Source organism: Tepidanaerobacter sp. GT38 (assembly GCF_021991635.1).
Lineage (GTDB): Bacteria > Bacillota > Thermosediminibacteria > Thermosediminibacterales > Tepidanaerobacteraceae > DTU063.
Window position 1 is genome coordinate 1 of record NZ_JAFFJA010000018.1, and the last position, 22504, is coordinate 22504.

The following is a 22504-nucleotide window of genomic DNA, read 5'->3' on the forward strand; positions in this document are numbered from 1 at the left end:
TTTTTCTACTCATAGCTATAAGCTTTTCGGAACCACGGGCATAGCCCGTGGTATTCGAATGACAATAACCGGGCTTGATTTCATCAAGCCCGGGGAATTTAAAGGTGTTGTGAAAAGTGATAAAGCTTACAAAGCTCAATGGAAAAACATTTGTTCTCAATGCTGAATTGATTGAAACTGTAGAATCAACACCCGATACTGTTGTAACACTGACTACTGGAAAAAAGTATATAGTTAATGAAGAAATTGATGAAATCGTAAGTAAAGTTATACAATACAAAAAACAAATCTTCAGCGGTGAAACTCTTAAAACTTGAAGGGAAGTGCGGCGAAGTGCAACGCAGAGTAGATTACTCAACATTAGTTGGCGTTTTAAGCGGTGTTATACTTATAACTTACGCTATATATAACGGAGGGACTATAAGAACATATTTAAGTTTAAATTCCTTCCTGATAACATTTGGAGGAACTGTGGCGGCAACTATAGTGTATTATCCTTTCCCGAAATTAGCTCAGTTATTACAAGTCTTGAAAGTTGCTTTTACAGAAAAACCTTTAGAACCAAGTGACGTAATCAAAACTATTATAAGTCTTGCTGAAACTGCCCGTAGGGAAGGATTACTTGCTCTTGAGGATGCTGCTTATCAATTGAACGATGAGTTTATGCAAAAGGGCATTTTACTAATCGTTGATGGGACAGATCCAGAGCTCGTGAGGAATATAATGGAAACAGAGCTTCTCTTTTTAGAGGAAAGACATGGTGAAGGGCAGGGCATATTTCAAACCATGGGTACATTTGCTCCTGCCTTTGGATTACTGGGAACTGTTATCGGGCTTATAAATATGCTAACTCAATTGGATAACCCTGATAGTATAGGAGCCGGTATGGCTGTGGCCCTTGTTACTACCTTTTATGGTTCATTTCTTGCTAATGTTATTTTCTTACCGCTGGCAGGAAAACTTAAAGTGAGGAGCAGCGAAGAAATTCTTATCAAAGAAGTGATGATAGAAGGCATGTTGTCAATACAAGCTGGCGAAAACCCAAGAATTATTGAAGAAAAACTAAAAGCGTTTCTTGCGCCAGCCATCAGAAATGGTATGAATTCAAATAAGAATGTTGAAAGTGGTGAAGACCTTGCCTGGCAGCATCAGACGGCGCATCAATAAAAATGATGAGCAAATATCCAGTGCTCCCGGTTGGATGACCACCTATTCAGACCTAATTACACAAATTCTCATCTTTTTTGTCTTGCTTTTTTCCTTTTCTAGTATAGATAAAAGTAAATTTAATGCAGCAATGCTCTCTCTACAGGGTTCCTTGGGGATAATCGACGGTGGAATGGTTATACATGAAGGTGATTTTATTGAAGGAGGAGAAGTAGAAGAGTTATTGATTTCTGCTCAGGAACAACAGGAGTTTGAACTGCTGCAGGAAGAAGTGGAAGAAATCGTTACTGAAGAAAACCTAAAGGGAGTACAGGTAAATTTAGATGAGCGCGGCTTAGTCATTAGATTAATAGAGGGAGTTTTATTTGATTCTGGCAAAGCTGATATAAAAGATGAAGCTAAAGATATCTTGGATAAGCTTGCTCCATTACTTAAAGAAACACACAAACACATAAGAATAGAAGGTCACACTGACAATTTACCTATACATACCCGCGAATTTCCATCAAACTGGGAGTTATCTACTGCCAGGGCGGTTAATGTCGTAAAATACATGATTGAAAAACACAATTTTTCACCTTATATACTATCTGCAGCAGGATATGGTGAATATAGACCAATAGCTCCCAATGACTCAGCCAAGAATAGATCACTAAATAGGCGAGTGGATATAATCATACTAAAATCCACATCAGAAGCTAGCGAACCTAAGTAAAGGAGGATAGGCCTTGGCAACACAAAAGAGCGAAAATAGGAGTGGGTTGAGAAATGTTTTGTTGGTGGTTTTGGCGCTATTTATTTTAATGATTATGACTACCGGTGTAGCATATGTAGTAGCCAAAAATATTGCAGGTGGCAGCGTAAAATATGTAGAATCTTCAAGAGATCAGGTGGCATATAATGCGGGGGAATTTCTCACAAATTTAGCAGATAAGGGATACATTAAACTATCCATGGTTTATTTGCTAAATGATAAACAGTGCGAAAAGGAAGTTGTATCCAAGGATAGTGAAATTCGAGATAAAGTATTTACGATACTAAGGTCAAAAACTCATGATTCAGTTAAGGACAGTAACGGTATGGAAGAGCTGAGGAAGGAAATCAAAGAAGCTTTAAATCAATTATTAAATGGCGGAAGAATTGTCGATGTTTATTTTACTGACATTATTGTAAATTAAGTGGATGGGGGCGAACACATTGTCTGAAATACTTTCTCAAAATGAAATCGATGCACTTTTAGCGGCCTTATCCACGGGAGAGGTAAAAGCTGAGGATATAAAAAACAAAGAATCGGATAAAAAAATAAAGCCTTATGATTTTAAGCGCCCTAATAAATTTTCAAAAGAACAGCTTCATACGTTGAGCATGATTCACGAAAATTTTGCCAGGCTACTTACAACATATCTTTCTGCCAAACTTAGAACCCTTGTACAAATCAATGTGTTCTTTGTTGAGCAGATGACCTACAATGAATTTATTATTTCGGTTGCAAATCCTTCACTTATAGCAGTTGTCGACTTTTCACCATTAAAAGGTGCTGCCCTTATTGAGATGAACCCAACGGTTGCATTTGCAATTATAGATAGATTGTTAGGAGGATCTGGAGAGTTTAACGAAAAATCCCGAGAACCGACTGAAATTGAAAGCAGCATTATTAGTAGCGTCTTTAAAAAAATGACAAGCATTTTAACTGAGGCATGGCAGGATGTTGTAGAAATAAAGGCAACTATGGAAAAGCTAGAGACAAATTCTCAGTTTGTTCAATTGGTCTCACCTAATGAAGCTGTGGCCCTGATTACTTTTAATGCAAAAGTTGGCAACAGTGAAGGTATGATAAACATTTGTATACCTCATATTGTTCTAGAACCAATAATATCAAAACTGTCTACACGAATATGGTTATCTACAAACAGTGAACAGCCTAAAATGGTAAAGGAAGTTATAACAAATAAGGTATATGATATGAAAACAGAAATTAGAGCAGAACTCGGCAGGTCTCATGTAACTGTGGGCGAGTTTATCAATCTATCAGTCGGAGATGTAATAACTTTGGATAAGTATATAAGTGATGGAATTGATTTATACGTAGAAGATAGATTGAAATATTCAGGAACTATAGGCGTTTATCGCAATAAAATGGCAGTAAGAGTCCAAAAAACCTATGAAATGGAGGACTGATTCGATGGATGAGCAGCTGTTATCCTCTGAAGAGATAAGAGCACTTACAAAAGGTTTATTAGAATCTGAAAATCAAATAACAAAAGAAGAAATTGACACATTAGGGGAGATCGGCAATATTTCTATAGGAACATCAGCTACTACTCTGTATTCTCTGCTTCGAAATAAAGTTACAATTACTACCCCAAAAGTATTTATTACAAGTATACAAAAGTTAAAAGAAGCTCATCCTATACCATTTATTAGTGTTGAGGTTTCTTATACAAAGGGATTGAGTGGTAGTAATTTAATGATAATTAAGGAAAACGATGCAAAAGTCATTGCTGATTTAATGATGGGAGGTGATGGTAGTAATACTGATGTAGAACTGGATGACATGCGAATGAGTGCTGTTGGAGAAGCAATGAATCAGATGATGGGGTCTGCTGCTACTTCTTTATCAACAATGTTAAAAAAGGATATCAACATATCACCTCCACGTTTGACAAAAATAAATTTGGCTACAGATTCGTTAAAAGGGTATTTTGATGAATTTGAAGATATAGTAACTATATCTTTTAATATGGAAGTTGGAGACTTTTTGAAAACTGAAATAATGCAATTGATGCAAATTCCTTTTGCAAAAAACCTGGTTCAACAACTCTATGCCCTGTCAACAACACCAGACCAACCTGATTTTGAGGCGGAAAGCTCAAGGTTAAATGAAGAGAAAGAACAGAAGTCTGTTCAAATTGCACAGGAGCGAAAAGATATGTTAAAAAAAGAACCTGAAAAAAATTTGCAAGCAACAGCTAATAATGCCACGGCTAACGTTCAAGTGAAACCAGTTCAATTTCAGCATTTTGAAGAAGAACCAATGCATACAAGTGGTTCAAGTCTAGATTTGATATTAGATGTTCCGTTGGAAGTGACTGTAGAACTGGGAAGGACAAGTAAGACCATAAAAGAGATCTTAGATATATCTCCCGGAACCATTGTAGAATTAGATAAAATGGCGGGAGAGCCAGTTGATATTTTAGTTAATGGTAAGCTAGTGGCCAAAGGTGAAGTTGTGGTCATAGATGAAAACTTTGGCGTTAGAATTACAGAAATATTAAACTCTATTGATAGGGTTAAGAGTTTACAGTAATAGGAGGTTGAGGTTAATGGGAGGAATATTAATAGTAGATGATGCTGCTTTTATGAGAATGATGATAAAAGACATACTGACCAAAAATGGATATACTGTGGCAGGAGAGGCTGAAAATGGAGCTGTTGCTGTAAAAACTTATGAAGAACTAAGACCAGATTTGGTTATTATGGATATAACCATGCCTGAGATGGATGGTATTGAGGCCGTCAGAAAAATAAAAGCAAGTGACCCTTCGGCACGAATTATCATGTGTTCTGCTATGGGACAACAGGCAATGGTAATAGATGCTATACAGGCCGGTGCCAGAGATTTTGTTGTAAAACCATTTCAACCTGAAAGGGTTATTGAAGCAGTAAGAAAAGCGCTGGCTTCTTAATGAGGTTTTTTCAATGAGCAAAAACACCGTTTCCATTATTTTGTTTACAATATTAGTAGTACTTTTTGCCACAACACAAGTACTTGCAAATCCTGTGAACATAGACGACTTAGAAAAATATGACTTTGATATCTCAGGCGATATTACAAATCCAGCGATTTCAAGACCATTAAGTGTTATGACTTTTGTTGTATATTTTATATTTTTCGTCCTAGTAGCTGCTTTGGCTTATTTTACGACGCGTTGGATAAGCAAATATCAGATGAAAATAAGGGTAAAAAGCAAATACATGGAGGTAATTGATAGTTTACAACTTAGTGGAGATAATGCACTTTACATTGTAAAATCACCTGAGGGCTTATTGCTTCTCGGCACTGGAAAAGAAGGTGTGCATTTGTTGGAAAAGTTAGGTTCTGAAGAAGCGGAACTGATTATGCAAGCTGAGGAAAATCTCATGGAGGATAGTTTTTCAGTTCATTTAGGGAATTACTTAAGCAAAATTAAAGGAATTACTGAACATAACAAATTTGGTGGGAAAAAATGATTATACAGAAAAGTTTTAGGCTAAAAACAATATATACAACCTTGTTTCTTATTAATATGATAAATATACATAAAACAGCATTTGCTGCTCCTGAGGATTTTCCAATACCATCTTTTCCTTTTATAGAACCCGCTGAGACTCCAGGCGATGTGAGTTTAACTCTGCAAGTAATATTGCTACTTACTATCCTATCACTTGCACCTTCAATTTTAATAATGCTCACATCTTTTACCAGAACTATTATTGTGCTTTCCTTTGTCAGAAACGGAATGGGAGTCCAGCAAGTTCCGCCTACTCAGGTGCTTATAGGTCTTGCTTTGTTTCTGACTATATTCATAATGGCTCCGGTGTGGAGCCAGATAAACGAACAGGCACTTCAACCTTACATAAATCAGGAAATCAATACAACTGAAGCACTACAAAGGGCTCAGGTTCCTTTACGCGATTTTATGTTTAGGCAGACAAGAGAAAAAGATTTAGCCCTTTTTGTTCACTATGCTAAGCTGGAAAAGCCCGTAGATTCTCTTGACGATATCCCTACTTATGTATTGATTCCTGCCTTTATAATAAGTGAGTTAAAAACCGCCTTTCAAATGGGTTTTGTAATATTTATACCTTTTTTAATTATAGATATGATTGTGTCAAGTACCCTTATGTCGATGGGAATGTTAATGTTGCCACCCATAATGATATCATTGCCTTTTAAGATTTTGTTGTTTGTTATGGTAGATGGTTGGAATTTGGTAATAAATTCTATAATCACTGGATTCCGTTGAGCTTTTAAGGAAGTGATAAAATAATGACTCAAGAAACAGTAATTTACTTAGCTAGAGAAGCACTATCAGTGGTACTGTTAGTATCTGCGCCTATTTTGGGTCTTGGTATGTTGGTGGGAATTGTTGTCAGTATTCTTCAGGCCACAACGCAAATACAGGAACAAACCCTTACTTTTGTTCCAAAAATCATTGCAGTTATAGCTGCAATTATTATATTTGGGCCTTGGATGTTAACGGTTATAACGGATTTTACCCAAAAATTGTATTATGAACTTCCCAAATTTATAAATTAGGTTAGGATACTATGCAAATAAGTTTAGAAACAGCTTTATTAAAATTTCTACTTATATTATTTAGATGTTTAGGTTATATGCTAATTACCCCAGTATTTGGTAGGCGCGAAATTCCTGCACAGGCGAAAATAGGCCTGGCAGCGCTTTTGTCCATCATTGTTTACCCTTTTATTCCTGATATAAATTTTAGCGACAATTTATGGATTTTGGCTGCAAGTACATTAAAAGAATTTATTACTGGGATAACAATTGGGTATGGGGCTTTTTTGCTCTTTTCTTCCCTTTATCTAGCAGGTGAGATAATTGATATGGAAATGGGCTTTGGAATAGTAAATGTATTGGATGTTCAAAGTAATACACAAGTGCCTCTTATGGGAAATTATTTTTATATTTTAACAATACTTTTATTTTTAACTGCTAATGGCCATCATATGTTAATTTCAGCTATTATAAAAAGCTACGATTTGCTACCCCTCAGCGAAGCTGTATTTCAAGAGGGCCTATTGAATGCATTAATCGTAAGTTTTAAAGACATGTTTTTGCTTGGAGTAAAAATAGCCTTGCCAGTAGTTTCTGTTATTTTTTTAACAGATTTGGCTTTAGCACTTATTGCGAGAACGGTTCCTCAAATGAATGTGTTTATGGTTGGCCTTCCTGTAAAAATAGCCGTGGGAATGATAAGCATGATTATGGTTTTCCCCATGTTTTTTATAATATTAGATGCTGTTTACAACGGCACCTATGAAAACATTCTAATAACAATTAAAGAAATGTTGGTAAGACCGTGAACTTACAATTATTTGCCCAGGAAAAGACAGAAAAAGCTACCCCTAGGCGGCGTCAGAAGGCAAGAGAAAGAGGCCAAGTTTTTTCAAGCAGGGAACTAAACTCTGCTTTTATTCTACTGGCAAGTTTTATTATATTTAGAATTGCAGGCAGAAATTCAACTGTCAGTATGACGCAGATTTTTAACTATTTTTTAATTGATTCAATAAACAGAGAAGATATCTTTACACAAATCGGAATTATTTCACTGTTTTACGAGACACTAAGACTTATATTAAGAGTAGTTTTTCCCATAATACTTGGTATTTTTTGTTTGAGTTTGCTAGTAAATTACATGCAGGTTGGATTTGTATTAAGTTTGGAGCCCATTTCACCTAAGCTTGAGCGAATAAACCCCTTAGAAGGCCTGAAGCGTATTTTTTCTAGAAGAAGCCTTCTTGAGCTGTTAAAATCGATTTTCAAAATTTCCCTAATAGCTTATGTGGTTTATACTGTTATCAACAAACATAAAAATTTATTTACTTTAATGTTGGATATGAGCTTAGGCGATTCATTGAGCCTGATTCTGAGCATAGCTTTTGAAATGGGTATTAGAGCAGCTATCACATTATTAATAATGGCGGTTTTTGATTACTTTTATCAATGGTATGAATACGAAAAAGGCCTTATGATGTCAAAGCAAGACATTAAAGAAGAATATAAAGAAGTAGAGGGCAATCCTCAGATAAAGTCAAGGATCAGGCAAATTCAACGACAGATGGCTCGTAGCAGGATGATGAAAGATGTGGAAAAAGCTGATGTCATAATTACAAATCCAACACATTATGCGGTAGCTCTTGCATATGATTCTGCTTTACATTTTGCACCTGTGGTGCTGGCCAAAGGCGTCGATAAGCTGGCTGAAAGAATAAAGGAAATTGCTTTAAAAAAGGACATTCCCATTGTCGAAAATAAGGAATTGGCTCAAACCCTGTATAAGACCGTGGAAGTTGGAGACGTAATACCGGAGTCATTATATAATGCAGTAGCAGAAATATTGGCCTTTGTTTACAGTATGAGGGAGAGGAGGTTATAAAATGGAACTAGGCGATATAACTATGGCTATAATGGCAATTGCAATAATTGTAATGATGATAATACCGCTACCGGCTGCTTTAATGGATATATTATTGGTCTTTAATGTAACCTTTTCTCTTGTAATTCTTTTGATTTCAATGAATATAGAAAAGCCTCTTGATTTTTCCATATTTCCCTCCCTCTTGTTAATAGCAACTATGCTCAGACTTTCACTTAATGTATCATCTACTAGGCTAATTTTAACTGATGGGTATGTTGGAAAAGTCATTGAGTCTTTTGGGAATTTTGTTGTTAAAGGGAACCCCTTGGTTGGATTCATTATATTTGTCATTATTGTAGTTGTGCAGTTTATTGTAATAACCAAAGGCGCCGAGAGAGTTGCAGAAGTTGCTGCAAGATTTACACTTGATGCCATGCCTGGCAAGCAAATGAGTATTGATGCAGACTTAAATGCCGGGATTATTACTGAAAGCGAAGCTCAGAAAAGAAGATTAGAGATTCAAAAGGAAGCTAATTTTTACGGTGCCATGGACGGTGCCAGTAAATTCGTCAAAGGTGACGCCATAGCAGGTATTATTATAGTTATAATAGATGTAATTGGTGGTCTTATTACAGGAATAGTTTTTCATGGTTTGGAAGTTACAGAAGCGTTAAGTAGGTACACACTTCTTACAGTAGGTGACGGTATTGTCAGTCAGATTCCTGCACTTTTAATTTCTATGGCAACTGGTATTATAGTCACAAAAGCTGCAAGTTCAGGCCACCTTGGCCAGGACCTAGTAAAGCAGTTGACTTCATATCCTAAGCTATTGATGTTGTCGGCTGGAGCTTTAGGCCTTTTTGCTATAATTCCGGGATTGCCATTTCTTCCTTTTATCGCGCTCGCAGGAACCTTAGGCTATATGAGTATGTCTTTAGATAGAGCGTCTAAACAAAAAGATCAAGAAGTAGAGCAATTGCAAAAAGAAAAAGAACTGGAAGAGATGAGGAGACCTGAAAATATTTATTCCCTGTTGCAGGTAGATCCTATTGAGGTAGAATTTGGGTATAATATTATTCCCCTTGCAGATAGCAATCAAGGTGGGGATTTATTGGACAGGGTAGTAATGATACGAAGGCAGTGTGCATTGGATTTAGGTTTAGTAGTTCCTATGATAAGGCTCAGAGACAATATACAATTAAATCCAAATGAATACGTAATAAAGATTAAAGGTGTTGAGGCAGCAAGAGGCGAACTGAGAACAGATTGCTTTATGGTCATGAATCCCACAGGAGGTCCTATAGACATAGATGGAATTGAAACAAGGGAACCTGCTTTTGGCCTACAGGCACGGTGGATATCCAGCGATAAAAAAGAGCAGGCTGAGCTAAAAGGTTATACAATAGTAGATGCAGCTTCAGTGCTTGCAACCCACCTGACAGAAATTATAAAGCGCTATGCCCATGAGCTCCTTGGTCGTCAAGAAGTTAAGAATCTATTGGACAATTTAAAAAATCAATATCCCGCATTGGTGGAAGAAACAGTCCCCAAAATTCTTACAATAGGTGAAATACAAAAGGTACTGTCCAATTTGTTAAAAGAAAATGTGCCAATTAGAGATATGGTGACGATTCTTGAGACACTAGGTGATTATGCTGCCCTTACCAAAGATACAGAGATGTTAACAGAATATGTAAGGCAACGCTTAAAACGAGTAATTACAGAACGGTTTATAACCGGGAAAAGCGCAAAAGTAATCACATTGGATAGCCGCGTTGAAGATTTAATATTGGATTCTATTCGCCAGAATGAACAAGGTTCCTATTTAGCGATAGAGCCATCATCAGTGCAAAAAATAAGAAATTCTCTTGTAAAATTGATTAATAACTTAAACATGCGGGGCATAACGCCCATTGTACTGACGAGTCCTATGGTCAGAATGTACTTTAGAAAAGTTATTGAAGATTATATTTCTTTTTTACCGGTTTTATCCTATAGTGAGCTGGAACCAGGTATAGAAGTGCAATCAGTCGGGATGGTGACTTTAAATGAAAATTAAAACCTATGTTGCTGATAATATTCAAGAGGCATTTTATAAAGTAAAAACTGATTTAGGTAAGGATGCGGTAATACTTAAAACAAAACATATAAAAAAAGGTGGATTTATGGGCCTTTTTGCAAAAAAGATGGTTGAGGTCGTAGCAGCTAATGATATAAAACCAACTGTGAATTTCCCTATAATGCCAGACCCGACACCCTTGCCACACGCCAATTTAAAACCCAAGGAAAGTGCATCTATTACTGAAATTGAAGACATAAAAACGGATATTGAGGAAGTCAAAAAGCTGTTAAGTAAACTATACTCGGATAAAAAACAACGAGATGATTCTACAGACATTGATATGCCCAAGCTATTAAAAAAATACCAAGAGAGAATGTATGAGATGGAAATTGACCCTGGCATTATTAATATGTTAATAGACAATACAAAAAAAGCACTCACTGATTCAGACTTAAATAATGAAACTTTATTATATGAAACTTTAAAACAAGAAATCGCCTTATTTGTCGATGAAATCGAACCAATCCCACTGTCAAAGGAGAATAATATTGTTGTCTTTGTTGGGCCCACTGGTGTAGGCAAAACCACAACCATTGCAAAACTTGCCGCCCATTATGTTTTATATAAAAATAAAAAGGTTGCGATGATAACAGCAGACACATTTAGAGTAGGTGCTATTGAACAATTACAGCATTATGGTGATCTTTTGGAAATACCCGTCCATGTGGTTTACAGGCCGGAAGAAGTAAAAGAGATTTTGTCAGAACTAAAAGGTTATGATTTATTATTGGTTGATACTATGGGGTTTAGTCCCAATAACCGCATTCAGATAAAGAAAATCAAAAATTTACTGGATGTGTTAAATCCGGATGATATTCATATTGTAATTAGCGCTGCAACCAAAAATAGGGATATGGTAGATATTTTAAATAATTATAAAGAACTTGGATATAAAAAAATTTTAATAACTAAGCTTGACGAAACAAAATCCTATGGAATGATATTGAATGCATTGAAAATGACCGGGTGTAAACTATCTTATTTTACTATGGGTCAAAATGTTCCCGATGATATTGAAATTGCCTCAGCCGACAAGATAGCTGAAATGATTTTGGGGGCCAAGGAAGATGTATGAACAGGCTCTTAAGCTTAGGAAGATCATGGAGCAAAAAAAATCTTCCTCAAAGCCAAACAAAAATCTATGGGTTTACTGTGTTGCAAGCGGTAAAGGTGGTGTTGGCAAAACTAACTTGTCAGTTAATTTAGGTTTGGCACTTCAAAACCTAGGGAAAAAAGTGCTGTTGATTGATGCGGATTTAGGTCTTGCCAACATTGATGTAGTGACAGGCCTTTATCCCAAGTATAATCTTTCTCATGTTTTATCTATAGGTAAATCAATTCAAGATATAATAGTTGATGGGCCAAAGGGGATTTCAGTACTTCCAGGAGCATCGGGTCTATATGAATTGGCCAACATTACAAATGCTCAATTAGAAATATTAATTGAAAGTTTTAAGAGCATTTCAGGAGATTTTGATATAATTATTATAGATACCAGTGCTGGCATCTCAAAAAATGTAATAGGTTTTATTCAGTCTGCTGATGAAGTAATTGTAGTGACAACTCCGGAACCTAGTTCAGTAACGGATGCCTATGCTCTTATTAAAGTAGCCCATAAACACTGTGATAAAATAAATTTAATTGTAAACAAAACTGAAAATTATAAAGAAGCTCAATTTACTATGGAAAAGCTGACAAAGGCGGCAAAAAAGTTTTTAAATATAGATATTAATTACTTAGGATTTATACTGGAGGACAAGTCTATTCATAAGGCAAATATGGAACAAATTCCTTTTTTTATCAAGTACCCAGAGGGGTTAGCTTCCAAATGCTTGATAAACATAACCTCAAAACTTGTATATGGCCAGCAATCATCTATTGAAAATAGAGTTACTGTTGATGGTTGGTTTAAAAAGCTTATTTCATTTATAAAAACAAACGTGGGGGCTATGTAATTGTTTGATAATTTTTTAGAAATAGGTATGAAAGTAATAATAGAAATAAAAAGGGAAAATGGTGAATTATTTTTCCCTTCTAAAATAGAAGACATTTACCCCAACAGTATTCTTTTGAGCATGCCAATGAAAGGCGGTCGGACGTTTTTTATTGGTATCAATGAAAAGATTAATATTTACTTTTCAAGAAAGGATTCATATTATTGCATTGAGGGTATAGTTGAAGATAAAAAATATGAACCCATACCGGTTATCAAAATGCATCCTTTGGGTTTGCCGTATAAAAAACAAAAACGGAATTACTTTAGGTTAAAAGTTTCTTTGCCTATACATATAAAATTATTTGGTACGGAGGAAACGTTTTTAAGATATACCCGTGATTTAAGTGCAGGTGGAATCAAATTTGCTCATTCGAAGACGATAGAAAAAGGAGCAGATTTAGAAGTTAAAATTCCTGATATTTTAGGTGAAAAGGCCATAAAAGCCTCCGTAGTTAGAACGGAAAGAGATGATATCAGGGAAGTAAACAAGTATGATATTGCCGTAAAGTTTGTAGATATCGATGAGCGTTCGCAGGACAAGATTATAAAATTTATCCTTGCAAAGCAAAGAGAATTGAGGCAAAAAGGATTAAATGACTCTAATTAAGTACAGAGGTGAATAAGATGAACAATCAGTATTTGGATGTGTTTTTAGAAGAAGCTAAAGAGCATATTGAAAATCTAAACCGATATCTCCTGGAATTAGAAAATAATCCAACTAAGGAGACTGTGGATGAAATTTTCCGCTCGGCTCATACCCTAAAAGGCATGTCAGGCACCATGGGATTTACTCAACTTTCTGAATTAACACACGAGATGGAAAATCTTTTACAAGAAATAAGGAATCAGAAAATTAATGTTAACGAACAAATCATTGATACACTTTTAAATTGTGTAGATATTTTAGAAGAACTAATTAACGATATAGAAGAACAGGGTCAAGAGCAACACAGGGATATTTCTACGGTTATACAAAGGCTCAAGGGCAAAAATGATGTTTATCTAAACAAAACAAAAACCACTATTGAAAATACAAAAAAGCACGTCTTCAATTTTAATGAATATGAAGACAGACTAATACGCAAAGCAATAGATCAAGGACTTTACATATGGAAAATAAATGTAACACTTATTGATGAGTGCCTATTAAAATCTGCCAGGGCATTCTTGGTTTTTAAGACATTGGAAGCATTTGGTGATATAATAAAGACTGAACCATCGGTTCAGGATATTGAAGATGAAAAATTTGAAAATGAGTTTACGCTATATTTGGTCACATCGAAAGACAAAGAGTATATTTTGCGGGCATTAAGTTCTGTATCTGAGCTTAAAACTGTAGACGTAATGAGGATAGATCAAGATTCGATTGAGGTTCAAAAGGCAAATTTAGAAGACGATGCTGATTCTAAAGATACTGCTGAAACGACAAAGCCATTTTTAACAACGCAAAAGCCATCTAATGGACAGAAAAATTTAAAAAAGACTACTAAAACCCTTAGGGTTGATATTGAACGTTTAGATAATTTGATGAATTTAGTGAGCGAATTAATCATAATAAAAACCAGATTGGAAGATATCAAAGACAATAACTATCAAGCCCAGCGTGAAACAATAGAATATCTGGAGCGAATTACGTCAAGCCTTCATGATGCGGTAATGAAAGCTAGGATGGTGCCGATAGAAAATGTTTTCAATAGGTTTCCCAGGGTTGTTCACGATTTGTCTCGAGAGCTTTCGAAAAAGATTAATTTAGTTATAGAAGGTGCCGAAACAGAGTTAGACAGGACGGTAATAGATGAAATCGGAGACCCTTTGATACATCTTATTCGCAATGCTGCTGACCATGGTATAGAGGATCCCCAAGAAAGAATCAGCAAAGGCAAACCTGAACAAGGCACTATAAATCTTAAAGCTTATCAGGACGGAAATAATGTAGTTATAGAAGTATCTGACGATGGCAGAGGAATTGACTTAAGCAAAGTTCTAAAAAAAGCTGTAAATGCAGGCCTCGTAACTGAAGAACAATCAAAAAACTTAAAGGATTATGAAATAACATCATTCTTGTTTAAGCCGGGATTTAGTACGGCAGGCAAAGTTACTGATATTTCAGGAAGAGGAGTTGGCCTTGACGTAGTTAAAACTAAGATAGAATCTCTAGGCGGTTCCATTGAGATTAATTTTATAAAAGATAAAGGGACAACCTTCCAAATTAGACTTCCTCTAACACTTGCCATTATTCAGGCTCTAATGGTGTTGGTAGGTGGAGAAAAATATGCTATTCCTCTAAGTTCCATAAAAGAGACAGTTACAGTAACAAGGGACCAAATAAAAACAGTTCAAAAGCGTGAAGTAATTTTACTTAGAGGAAATGTAATTCCTATAGCAAGGCTTAACGAGGTTCTAGATACGCACAGACAAGATCAGAATACAGAAAATTTAACCTTAGTAATAGTAAAAAAGGGTGAAAAAGATGTAGGATTAGCTGTGGATGACCTTATAGGCCAACAGGAAATAGTAATAAAAAGTCTTGGCAGTTTCTTAAAAGATATTAAATTTATCGCAGGAGCTACAATATTAGGCAATGGTGAAGTAGCCTTAATACTTGATATAAATAAATTGATATGAGGGAGGTCTTAAAAATGGCAGATAAGATTCGTCAGTTTGTTGAATTTAAAATAGGCCAAGAGGAATATGGTGTAGATATTTTACAGGTTAAAACAATAGAGAGAATGATGCCGATTACAAGGGTGCCGAAAGCTCCGAAGTTTGTAGAAGGGGTTATTAATTTAAGGGGAGAAATAGTTCCAGTTATAGATTTAAGAAAAAGATTTGACTTGCCTCCTGCCGAAACAACAGAAAACACTAGAATTATCATAGTTTCTGTAGATGAAATCACAGTTGGTATGATTGTGGATTCTGCTACGGAGGTTGTGCAACTTGCCCAGGAAGACATTGAACCAGCACCGCCAATTACCAGCAGCATTGATTCCGACTATCTTGACGGAGTAGGCAAACTGGAAGGAAAATTACTGATACTGCTTAATGTAGCAAAGCTTTTAAAGCCTCAAGAAATAGAAGAATTGGCTCAAATATAAGGGTGGATTTGTGATGTATTCTGACTTAGAACTTGATGCACTAAGAGAGATAGGAAATATAGGAGCTGGCAATGCCGCTACGGCACTGTCCATGATGCTTTCAAAAAAAATAACCATAAAAGTTCCCCAAGTTAAAATAATTAGTTTTAATGATGTATCAGAATTATTAGGCGGGCCAGAAAAACTGGTAGTAGGCATATTTTTGCGAATTAGCGGAGATATTGACGGAAACATTTTGATTGTGATTTCAGAAGAGGACGCATATGCATTAGCTAAAACATTGCTAAATAATAATAGAGATATAAATCGCGATTTTTCTGAAATGGAAGAGTCTGCATTAGCTGAATTAGGCAATATTATCGGAAGCTCATATGTTACAGCGCTTTCAGAGCTTACTAAACTCTACCTAAAAATTTCAGTTCCCAGTATAGCCTTTGATATGGCAGGGGCAATCGTAAGCTTTCCGCTCAGTTTATACGGATACTTAGGTGATACAGCATTTTTGATTGAGACAGAGTTTGTTGAAGGCTTAGCTGGTATTAAGCTGCATTATCTTATGATTCCAGATGATAAATCGTTAAAGCAACTTTTAAAGGCTATTGGAGTGAGCACTTTTGAGTCTGATAATTCGCGTAGGAATGGCGGAATATAAAGCAGCCAGGTCTCCGGCTACATTAGTAACTTTAGGTTTAGGTTCATGTGTGGGTGTGGTATTATATGATAGAGTAAAAAAAATAGGTGGTTTAGCTCATGTTATGCTTCCTGACAGCAGACTTAGCAGTCAAAAAGATTTTAATCCGGGTAAATTTGCTGATACTGCTATTGATGCCTTGTTACAAGATATGCTTAAACTCGGTGCAAATCGAAAAAGCGATATCATAAGTAAAATCGCCGGAGGCGCTCAAATGTTTAAAATGAAAGCAGAGAGCAGCGTTATGCAAATAGGTAAACGAAATGTGGAGGCAGTTAAAGCTAAGCTTAATGAGTTAGACATAAAGATTGTTGCGGAAGATGTAGAAGGGAATTATGGAAGGACTATTGAGTTTTTTTGCGAAACCGGAGAGCTTACTATTAAAACAATTGGACATGGTGTTAGGATTTTATAATGAGGTGTACTATGCAAACTGCTAATTCTGAAAAGTTATGGAAGAGCTATTATAATTCTAAAGATAGTTCCATCAAAGAAAAGATTATCGAAAATTACATACCTCTAATTAAACATATAGTAAACCGGTTGAACATAAACCTACCACCATATCTGGAATATGAAGATCTGATAAGTTTCGGTGTTTTTGGGCTTTTGCAGGCTATAGAAAGATATGATGCAAACAAGGGAGTTCAATTTGAAACATATGCTTACTCACGAATTAAGGGGTCAATTATCGATGAACTTAGAAAGATAGATTTTGTCCCCCAAGGAGTAAGGAAAAAGGCTAAGTTACTTCAAAATGCCTTTGCTGAATTAGAGCAGCTTTTAGGCCGTTCAGTCAGTGATGAAGATATTTGCAACCACCTAAATATAACAATGGAAGAGCTGTACCAACTATATTCCGAAGTTTCGACTTTTTATAATGTATTAGCTTTTGATGATTTAATAGGGTATGAATCGGGACAAGCCAGTAATCAACCGGAGGTTCAAGCTGAAAAGCAAGAACTCAAGAAAATCCTTGGTAATGCTATTAATAAACTTCAGCAACAAGAAAGATTGGTCATAACTTTATACTATTATGAGGGCTTAAATTTTAAAGAAATAGCCAAAGTTTTGGATGTTTCTCAGGGTCGAGTTTCACAGCTTCATACAAAAGCTATTTTACGGTTGAGAGGGCATTTAAGCAGAAAAAAAGCCATTTTATAGAAAAGAGGTGAGAAGGTGGATAATAAGAAAATTGAGGATTTAATGAACTGGGCAATCGAGCGAACAAGTATTGAAATTGGCAAAACCGAAAAAAAAGAAGATAAACTGAATGAATCAGATATTAGAGATGCTAAAATAGAAATCGAGATAAGTGATAACAAAATGACTGCAGCACTTTTTGTAGTCCCGCCTAAAGGCGGAATAATGGTTACATTTGAAAAAATAATGGAGGAGCTTTCGGCCAAAGGTATAAAGTACGGTATTGATGAAAATAAAATAAGAGAAATTGTAAATAATAACATTTTTAACACATCAATCGTCATAGCTTCTGGAACACCGCCAGTAGATGGTGAAGATGGAAAAATACAGTTTTACTTTGACACCAATCGAAATCTTAAGCCTAAGTTACTTGAAGACGGAACTGTTGACTACCACAATTTAGGATTAGTAATTAACGTACAAAAAGGACAGCTACTAGCGGAAATTATTCCACCTACCAATGGCACACCTGGCATGACCGTTACAGGAAAAACTGTAAAAGCTAAAGACGGCAAAAGGCCAATAATTCATGCTGGCAAAAATGTGATAGTTTCAGAAGATGGTAGCAAGCTGCTTGCAGATATTGACGGTCAACCGGTTTTTTATAACAACAAACTAAGTGTTTTGCCTGTTTTAGAAATCAAAGGCGATGTAGGACCAGCTACAGGGAATATTGACTTTCTAGGCAGTGTCATTGTGTTGGGCAATGTAAAGAGCGGGTTTACAATCAAAGCCAGCCAAGATCTGGAAGTTTACGGCATTGTTGAAGCGGCTCAAATTGAAGTTGGAGGCAATATTGTAATTAAAAGAGGAGTTCAGGGGCAAGGCAAAGGATTCCTTGAAGCAGGGCAGGATTTTACGGCAAGATACATTGAAAATGCTACAGTAATTGCTGGAAATAATATCGTTATTTTTGAAGCTGCCATGCACAGTCATCTTATTGCTGGAAGAGATATAAGACTTGAAGGCAAAAAAGGGTTAATTGTGGGTGGCACTGCGAAAGCCGGTGAGAAACTTATTGCAAAAACTATTGGTTCTCCAATGTCAACTTATACAGAAATAGAAGTTGGAATTAATCCTACACTAAAAATCAACTATCAAAATATTTGCAGTAAGCTTGCAGATATAGAGAAAGATTTGCTTAAAATAGATCAGGCTTTAAATGTATTACAGCGATTAAAGGAAAAAAATTTGTTGACACAGGAAAAACAAGTGTTATTCGACAAGCTTGTACTGACCAGAGAGGCTTTAAAAAATCAGCAACTAGAATTAAAAGAAGAAAAGGAACGTCTTGATTCGGTTATGTCCCATTCAGGCAGAGCAAAGATTTCAGCTTCAAATATCTGTTATTCCGGTGTTAGTTTAGTAATTGGCAATGCTAGTTTAAAAGTCAGGGATAAGGTTAATCATGTTACTTTTTACAATTATGAAGGCCAAATAAGATTTGGGCCATATGAAGACTAGGTGTTGTTATGACTGTAAGACCTGTCGACCTTCAGACCTTGATGCCAAAATCTACAGAGGTATCAAAAATTCAACATTTACAAAAAGAAAATCAAGAAGCACAAAAGGCCATACTTGCTTCAGGATTTCAGATGCAGCTTGAAACTTCCAGGCAAAAAGTTAACAAACGCGCAAGACCTGAGGGGATTATTATAAATGAAGAACAGGAAAAACCAAAGGGAGACAGTGACAGAAAATCTAAAAAACAAAGCAAAAACCAAGATCCAAAAGAACAACGAACATCTATAAAAAAGTCTGGCCATTATATTGATATAAAGATATAGCCTATACTTTATAAATTTTTTATTTAGCACTTGACATTTTCTAACACATAAAGTATATTATAACCATAAATCCGAGTAATCCGATAGGAATTAGGGGAGAAGTATATTGAAGTTATCAACTAAAGGTCAATATGGCTTAAAAGCTATGTATGACTTAGCTCTTAACTATGGAAATGAACCTATTTCGCTAAAGAGTATTGCTGAAAGGCAGGAGATCTCTGAATATTATTTGGAACAACTTATGGCTATTTTAAGAAAAGCCGGTTTAGTGCGAAGCGTTAGAGGCGCTTATGGTGGTTATATGCTGACTCGTGACCCTTCTGAAATCACCGTAGGTGATGTATTGAGAGCTTTAGAAGGTCCAATAGGCATTGTTGATTGTGTGTTGGAGCAAGATGCAATTAAATGCCTCAAATATGAAAATTGCATATCAAGGATAGTATGGGAAAAAATAAGAGACAGCATAATTAAAACAATTGATTCAATTACGCTTTTAGACATGTGCAACGAAGCAAGAAAAAAATTAAGAGCTGAGACCTTTAGAAATTATTCGTAAAATAAACTTTATTTATAAAGGAGATGGCATTTTGTGAAAAGAATATATATGGATCATGCGGGAACTACCCCAGTCAGGCCAGAAGTTGTAGAAGCTATGCTGCCATATTTTACAGAAAACTTCGGGAATGCTTCTACAATTTATTCTTATGGAAGAGAAGCCAAGAAAGCTCTCGAGGACAGTAGAGAGAAAGTGGCTCAGCTAATAGGTGCAGATGCAAAAGAAATTTACTTCACTTCTGGAGGGACTGAAGCTGATAACTGGGCTTTAAGGGGAGTTGCAGCTGCTAATATAAAAAGGGGCAATCATATTATAACTTCGGCCATTGAACACCATGCAGTTTTGCACACTTGCGAAGACTTAGAAAGACAGGGCTTTAAAATAACGTTTTTGCCGGTTGATGAATATGGTTTAGTTGATGTTAAGCATGTAGTTGATGCCATTACAGACAAAACTATAATGGTATCAATCATGCATGCTAACAATGAAATAGGCACCATTGAACCTATAAAAGCAATTGGCGAAGCAATAAAACAGAAAAAACCCGATATTATTTTTCATACTGATGCCGTTCAAACAGTGGGTAAAATTCCCGTAGATGTTAACGACTTAGGTGTAGACCTATTAAGCATGTCTTCCCATAAAATTTATGGGCCAAAAGGTATTGGTGCACTGTATATAAGAAAAGGCACTAAAATTTCGCCATTCATGACAGGCGGTGCTCAAGAGAGCAAACGCAGGGCAGGAACTGAAAATATTCCAGGAATTGTTGGATTTGGAAAAGCAGCTGAACTTGCCAAATCAGAGCTTCAAGAGCAATACGATAAACTTATTAAACTGCGTGATAAATTAATAAATGGTATAATGGAAACTATACCTTATACTCGCTTAAACGGTCACCCAACCCTTAGATTACCTCATAATGTCAATTTTTCTTTTGAATTTATTGAAGGTGAGTCGATGCTGCTGAATTTAGATATGAAAGGTATTTGCGCTTCAAGTGGCTCCGCCTGCACATCCGGTTCCCTGGATCCTTCACACGTTTTGCTTGCTATAGGTTTGCCTCATGAAATAGCCCATGGGTCATTGCGCTTGACACTTGGCAGAGATAATACCGAAGAAGATGTGGATTACGTCCTGGAAGTACTTCCTGGTATAGTTAATAAATTAAGGGAAATGTCACCTTTATTTGCAGAACGAAAGGAGCAACCGAAAAATGTATAATGAGAAGGTTATGGATCATTTTTCAAATCCGCGAAATGTGGGGGAAATCCCGGATGCTGATGGAGTTGGAACTGTCGGCAATCCAGTTTGTGGAGATATAATGAAAATTTATATAAAAGTAAAAGACAATATAATTGAAGATATAAAATTTAAAACTTTCGGCTGTGGAGCTGCAATAGCTACAAGCAGTATGGTTACAGAAATGGTCAAAGGCAAATCTATCGATGAAGCTTTAAAGATAAACAACAAGCAGGTTGCAGAGGCTCTTGGAGGACTACCTCCAATAAAAATGCACTGTTCAAATCTAGCAGCAGATGCACTGCATGAGGCAATAAAAGATTATAAGAAAAAAGTAGGGGTTAATGTTGAATAAAAAAAAGGTCGTCGTGGCAATGAGCGGGGGCGTAGACAGTTCAGTTTGTGCTTATCTGCTTAAACAGCAGGGATATGACGTAGTTGGAATGACTATGCAGATTTGGCAGGATATGCCTTATGAAACTCAACTTAGAGAAGGCGGCTGTTGTTCGATCGGAGCGGTTTATGATGCGCGGCGCGTAGCAGACAAGATAGGAATTCCGTATTATGTAATCAATTTAAAAGAGTCCTTTAATGAAAAAGTCATAAAGTATTTTATCAAAGAATATTTGTGTGGAAAAACCCCAAACCCCTGCATTGCCTGTAATAAATTTCTTAAATTTGAAGATTTGCTGAAAAAAGCATTAGAAATTGACGCCTTTTACTTGGCGACAGGTCATTATGCTAAAGTGGAATATGATGGTGCTTCGAAACGATATGTGCTTAAAAAATCTGTGGATCGTGACAAAGACCAATCATATGCACTCTATAATCTCAACCAGTTTCAATTAGAACATACTCTTTTTCCGTTAGGGTATTATACAAAAAAGGAAATTAGACAGATAGCTGATGAAATTGGTTTAGCAGTAGCAGATAAACCTGACAGCCAAGAAATTTGTTTTGTAAATACTAATTATCGGGATTTTATTAGTGAAAATGCTCCAGGGAAGATAGAAGAAGGACCTTTTGTTGATACAAAAGGAAATATATTAGGCAAGCATAAGGGTATACCTTTTTATACTATAGGTCAAAGGAGGGGGCTAGGAATTTCAGCAGGAAAACCCTTGTATGTCGTAGACATAGATGTTGAAAATAACGCAGTAATTTTAGGGGAAGAAAAAGACTTATATGCAAAAGAGTTTTTGGCTAATAATATCAATTGGGTGGCAATAGAAAAGCTTAATGGAAAACTCAATGTAAATGCAAAAATAAGATATAATTTTGAGGAAAAGCCTGCTGAAATAATGCCTTTCGGCGACGAAATGGTGAAAGTAGTTTTTAATGAACCTCAAAAGGCCATAACCCCTGGACAAGCAGTAGTTTTTTATCAAGATGACATTGTAATCGGTGGAGGCATTATAAAACAAAGATGTGATTTTGAAAAAAATACGCTTTAATTGCGTATTTTTTTCATTTTGGGGGAAAATATTAACAGTAAAAATATTC

27 protein-coding genes are annotated in these 22504 nt (G+C 35.9%); all 27 read left to right on the top strand.

All coding sequences use genetic code 11. The annotated features are described in order from the left end of the window. The first annotated feature begins 116 nt into the window (after positions 1–116). The 27 genes from JT739_RS03765 to mnmA all read left to right on the top strand — a co-directional run bounded on the left by JT739_RS03765 (position 117) and on the right by mnmA (position 22455). Positions 117–317 carry a flagellar FlbD family protein gene (locus JT739_RS03765; protein WP_237659760.1) on the top strand — a complete coding sequence of 67 codons (201 nt, stop codon included), beginning with the start codon at positions 117–119 and terminating at the stop codon, positions 315–317. A 16-nt stretch (positions 318–333) separates the two neighbouring features. Beyond that, the gene (locus JT739_RS12880) at positions 334–1167 is read left to right on the top strand and encodes a MotA/TolQ/ExbB proton channel family protein (protein ID WP_237659761.1); all 834 of its coding nucleotides are present in this window, start codon (positions 334–336) and stop codon (positions 1165–1167) included. Then, complete coding sequence (locus tag JT739_RS03775) at positions 1127–1882, top strand: OmpA family protein (RefSeq protein WP_237659838.1); 756 nt, start codon at positions 1127–1129, stop codon at positions 1880–1882. The genes JT739_RS12880 and JT739_RS03775 overlap by 41 nt, the downstream gene beginning before the upstream one ends. A 13-nt stretch (positions 1883–1895) precedes the next feature. Further along, positions 1896–2345, top strand: coding sequence for a flagellar basal body-associated protein FliL (gene fliL / locus JT739_RS03780; protein ID WP_237659762.1), 450 nt, complete (start codon positions 1896–1898; stop codon positions 2343–2345). Positions 2346–2364: 19 nt separating this feature from the next. After that, complete coding sequence (gene fliM, locus JT739_RS03785; RefSeq protein ID WP_237659763.1) at positions 2365–3345, top strand: flagellar motor switch protein FliM; 981 nt, start codon at positions 2365–2367, stop codon at positions 3343–3345. 4 nt (positions 3346–3349) lie between these two features. Beyond that, positions 3350–4474 carry a flagellar motor switch phosphatase FliY gene (fliY, locus tag JT739_RS03790; protein WP_237659764.1) on the top strand — a complete coding sequence of 375 codons (1125 nt, stop codon included), beginning with the start codon at positions 3350–3352 and terminating at the stop codon, positions 4472–4474. A 16-nt stretch (positions 4475–4490) separates the two neighbouring features. Next, positions 4491–4853: a response regulator gene (locus JT739_RS03795; RefSeq protein ID WP_237659765.1), complete on the top strand. Its 363-nt coding sequence runs from the start codon at positions 4491–4493 to the stop codon at positions 4851–4853. 13 nt (positions 4854–4866) lie between these two features. Beyond that, complete coding sequence (locus tag JT739_RS03800) at positions 4867–5397, top strand: flagellar biosynthetic protein FliO (protein WP_237659766.1); 531 nt, start codon at positions 4867–4869, stop codon at positions 5395–5397. Continuing rightward, a complete protein-coding gene (gene fliP / locus JT739_RS03805) occupies positions 5394–6173 on the top strand; it encodes a flagellar type III secretion system pore protein FliP (RefSeq protein ID WP_237659767.1) in 780 nt (259 codons plus the stop codon). Before JT739_RS03800 ends, fliP begins: the two co-directional genes overlap by 4 nt. 23 nt (positions 6174–6196) lie before the next feature. Next, complete coding sequence (fliQ, locus tag JT739_RS03810) at positions 6197–6466, top strand: flagellar biosynthesis protein FliQ (RefSeq protein WP_237659768.1); 270 nt, start codon at positions 6197–6199, stop codon at positions 6464–6466. A gap of 11 nt (positions 6467–6477) precedes the next feature. After that, positions 6478–7254: a flagellar biosynthetic protein FliR gene (gene fliR / locus JT739_RS03815; RefSeq protein ID WP_255688317.1), complete on the top strand. Its 777-nt coding sequence runs from the start codon at positions 6478–6480 to the stop codon at positions 7252–7254. Then, the gene (flhB, locus tag JT739_RS03820) at positions 7251–8327 is read left to right on the top strand and encodes a flagellar biosynthesis protein FlhB (protein ID WP_237659770.1); all 1077 of its coding nucleotides are present in this window, start codon (positions 7251–7253) and stop codon (positions 8325–8327) included. Before fliR ends, flhB begins: the two co-directional genes overlap by 4 nt. Position 8328: 1 nt before the next feature. Next, positions 8329–10368 carry a flagellar biosynthesis protein FlhA gene (flhA, locus tag JT739_RS03825; protein ID WP_237659771.1) on the top strand — a complete coding sequence of 680 codons (2040 nt, stop codon included), beginning with the start codon at positions 8329–8331 and terminating at the stop codon, positions 10366–10368. Continuing rightward, the gene (gene flhF, locus JT739_RS03830) at positions 10358–11506 is read left to right on the top strand and encodes a flagellar biosynthesis protein FlhF (RefSeq protein WP_237659772.1); all 1149 of its coding nucleotides are present in this window, start codon (positions 10358–10360) and stop codon (positions 11504–11506) included. Before flhA ends, flhF begins: the two co-directional genes overlap by 11 nt. Beyond that, positions 11499–12386, top strand: coding sequence for a MinD/ParA family protein (locus JT739_RS03835; protein ID WP_237659773.1), 888 nt, complete (start codon positions 11499–11501; stop codon positions 12384–12386). Before flhF ends, JT739_RS03835 begins: the two co-directional genes overlap by 8 nt. Continuing rightward, positions 12387–13034 carry a flagellar brake protein gene (locus tag JT739_RS03840; protein WP_237659774.1) on the top strand — a complete coding sequence of 216 codons (648 nt, stop codon included), beginning with the start codon at positions 12387–12389 and terminating at the stop codon, positions 13032–13034. It abuts the gene before it with no gap. 17 nt (positions 13035–13051) lie between these two features. Then, entirely contained in the window at positions 13052–15052 is a 2001-nt protein-coding gene (locus JT739_RS03845; protein ID WP_237659775.1) for a chemotaxis protein CheA, read from the top strand. 14 nt (positions 15053–15066) lie between these two features. Next, positions 15067–15522 carry a chemotaxis protein CheW gene (locus JT739_RS03850; RefSeq protein WP_237659776.1) on the top strand — a complete coding sequence of 152 codons (456 nt, stop codon included), beginning with the start codon at positions 15067–15069 and terminating at the stop codon, positions 15520–15522. A 13-nt stretch (positions 15523–15535) separates the two neighbouring features. Further along, positions 15536–16174 carry a chemotaxis protein CheC gene (locus tag JT739_RS03855; protein WP_237659777.1) on the top strand — a complete coding sequence of 213 codons (639 nt, stop codon included), beginning with the start codon at positions 15536–15538 and terminating at the stop codon, positions 16172–16174. Beyond that, entirely contained in the window at positions 16137–16628 is a 492-nt protein-coding gene (locus JT739_RS03860) for a chemotaxis protein CheD (protein ID WP_237659778.1), read from the top strand. Before JT739_RS03855 ends, JT739_RS03860 begins: the two co-directional genes overlap by 38 nt. Positions 16629–16639: 11 nt before the next feature. Next, on the top strand, positions 16640–17377 hold the full coding sequence (locus tag JT739_RS03865) for a FliA/WhiG family RNA polymerase sigma factor (RefSeq protein WP_237659779.1): 738 nt from the start codon (positions 16640–16642) through the stop codon (positions 17375–17377). Between the two features lie 15 nt (positions 17378–17392). Then, positions 17393–18880: a FapA family protein gene (locus JT739_RS03870; protein WP_237659780.1), complete on the top strand. Its 1488-nt coding sequence runs from the start codon at positions 17393–17395 to the stop codon at positions 18878–18880. 8 nt (positions 18881–18888) lie between these two features. Beyond that, the gene (locus JT739_RS03875; protein ID WP_237659781.1) at positions 18889–19203 is read left to right on the top strand and encodes a hypothetical protein; all 315 of its coding nucleotides are present in this window, start codon (positions 18889–18891) and stop codon (positions 19201–19203) included. Positions 19204–19309: 106 nt separating this feature from the next. Continuing rightward, on the top strand, positions 19310–19759 hold the full coding sequence (locus tag JT739_RS03880) for an Rrf2 family transcriptional regulator (protein WP_237659782.1): 450 nt from the start codon (positions 19310–19312) through the stop codon (positions 19757–19759). A 48-nt stretch (positions 19760–19807) separates the two neighbouring features. Further along, positions 19808–20983: a cysteine desulfurase NifS gene (gene nifS / locus JT739_RS03885; RefSeq protein WP_255688332.1), complete on the top strand. Its 1176-nt coding sequence runs from the start codon at positions 19808–19810 to the stop codon at positions 20981–20983. Then, positions 20976–21356 (top strand): Fe-S cluster assembly scaffold protein NifU, encoded by a 381-nt coding sequence (gene nifU, locus JT739_RS03890; protein ID WP_237659784.1) that lies wholly within the window; start codon positions 20976–20978, stop codon positions 21354–21356. The genes nifS and nifU overlap by 8 nt, the downstream gene beginning before the upstream one ends. Further along, positions 21349–22455 (top strand): tRNA 2-thiouridine(34) synthase MnmA, encoded by a 1107-nt coding sequence (mnmA, locus tag JT739_RS03895; protein WP_370642569.1) that lies wholly within the window; start codon positions 21349–21351, stop codon positions 22453–22455. The genes nifU and mnmA overlap by 8 nt, the downstream gene beginning before the upstream one ends. The last annotated feature ends 49 nt before the right edge of the window (positions 22456–22504 follow it).

Bases quoted from the DNA above. Each gene is read 5' to 3' on its own strand.
- fliY (WP_237659764.1), top strand. From the start codon at position 3,350: ATGGATGAGCAGCTGTTATCCTCTGAAGAGATAAGAGCACTTACAAAA.
- JT739_RS03795 (WP_237659765.1), top strand. From the start codon at position 4,491: ATGGGAGGAATATTAATAGTAGATGATGCTGCTTTTATGAGAATGATG.
- JT739_RS03800 (WP_237659766.1), top strand. From the start codon at position 4,867: ATGAGCAAAAACACCGTTTCCATTATTTTGTTTACAATATTAGTAGTA.
- fliP (WP_237659767.1), top strand. From the start codon at position 5,394: ATGATTATACAGAAAAGTTTTAGGCTAAAAACAATATATACAACCTTG.
- fliQ (WP_237659768.1), top strand. From the start codon at position 6,197: ATGACTCAAGAAACAGTAATTTACTTAGCTAGAGAAGCACTATCAGTG.
- fliR (WP_255688317.1), top strand. From the start codon at position 6,478: ATGCAAATAAGTTTAGAAACAGCTTTATTAAAATTTCTACTTATATTA.
- flhA (WP_237659771.1), top strand. From the start codon at position 8,329: ATGGAACTAGGCGATATAACTATGGCTATAATGGCAATTGCAATAATT.
- flhF (WP_237659772.1), top strand. From the start codon at position 10,358: ATGAAAATTAAAACCTATGTTGCTGATAATATTCAAGAGGCATTTTAT.
- JT739_RS03835 (WP_237659773.1), top strand. From the start codon at position 11,499: ATGTATGAACAGGCTCTTAAGCTTAGGAAGATCATGGAGCAAAAAAAA.
- JT739_RS03845 (WP_237659775.1), top strand. From the start codon at position 13,052: ATGAACAATCAGTATTTGGATGTGTTTTTAGAAGAAGCTAAAGAGCAT.
- JT739_RS03850 (WP_237659776.1), top strand. From the start codon at position 15,067: ATGGCAGATAAGATTCGTCAGTTTGTTGAATTTAAAATAGGCCAAGAG.
- JT739_RS03855 (WP_237659777.1), top strand. From the start codon at position 15,536: ATGTATTCTGACTTAGAACTTGATGCACTAAGAGAGATAGGAAATATA.
- JT739_RS03865 (WP_237659779.1), top strand. From the start codon at position 16,640: ATGCAAACTGCTAATTCTGAAAAGTTATGGAAGAGCTATTATAATTCT.
- JT739_RS03875 (WP_237659781.1), top strand. From the start codon at position 18,889: ATGACTGTAAGACCTGTCGACCTTCAGACCTTGATGCCAAAATCTACA.
- nifS (WP_255688332.1), top strand. From the start codon at position 19,808: ATGGATCATGCGGGAACTACCCCAGTCAGGCCAGAAGTTGTAGAAGCT.
- nifU (WP_237659784.1), top strand. From the start codon at position 20,976: ATGTATAATGAGAAGGTTATGGATCATTTTTCAAATCCGCGAAATGTG.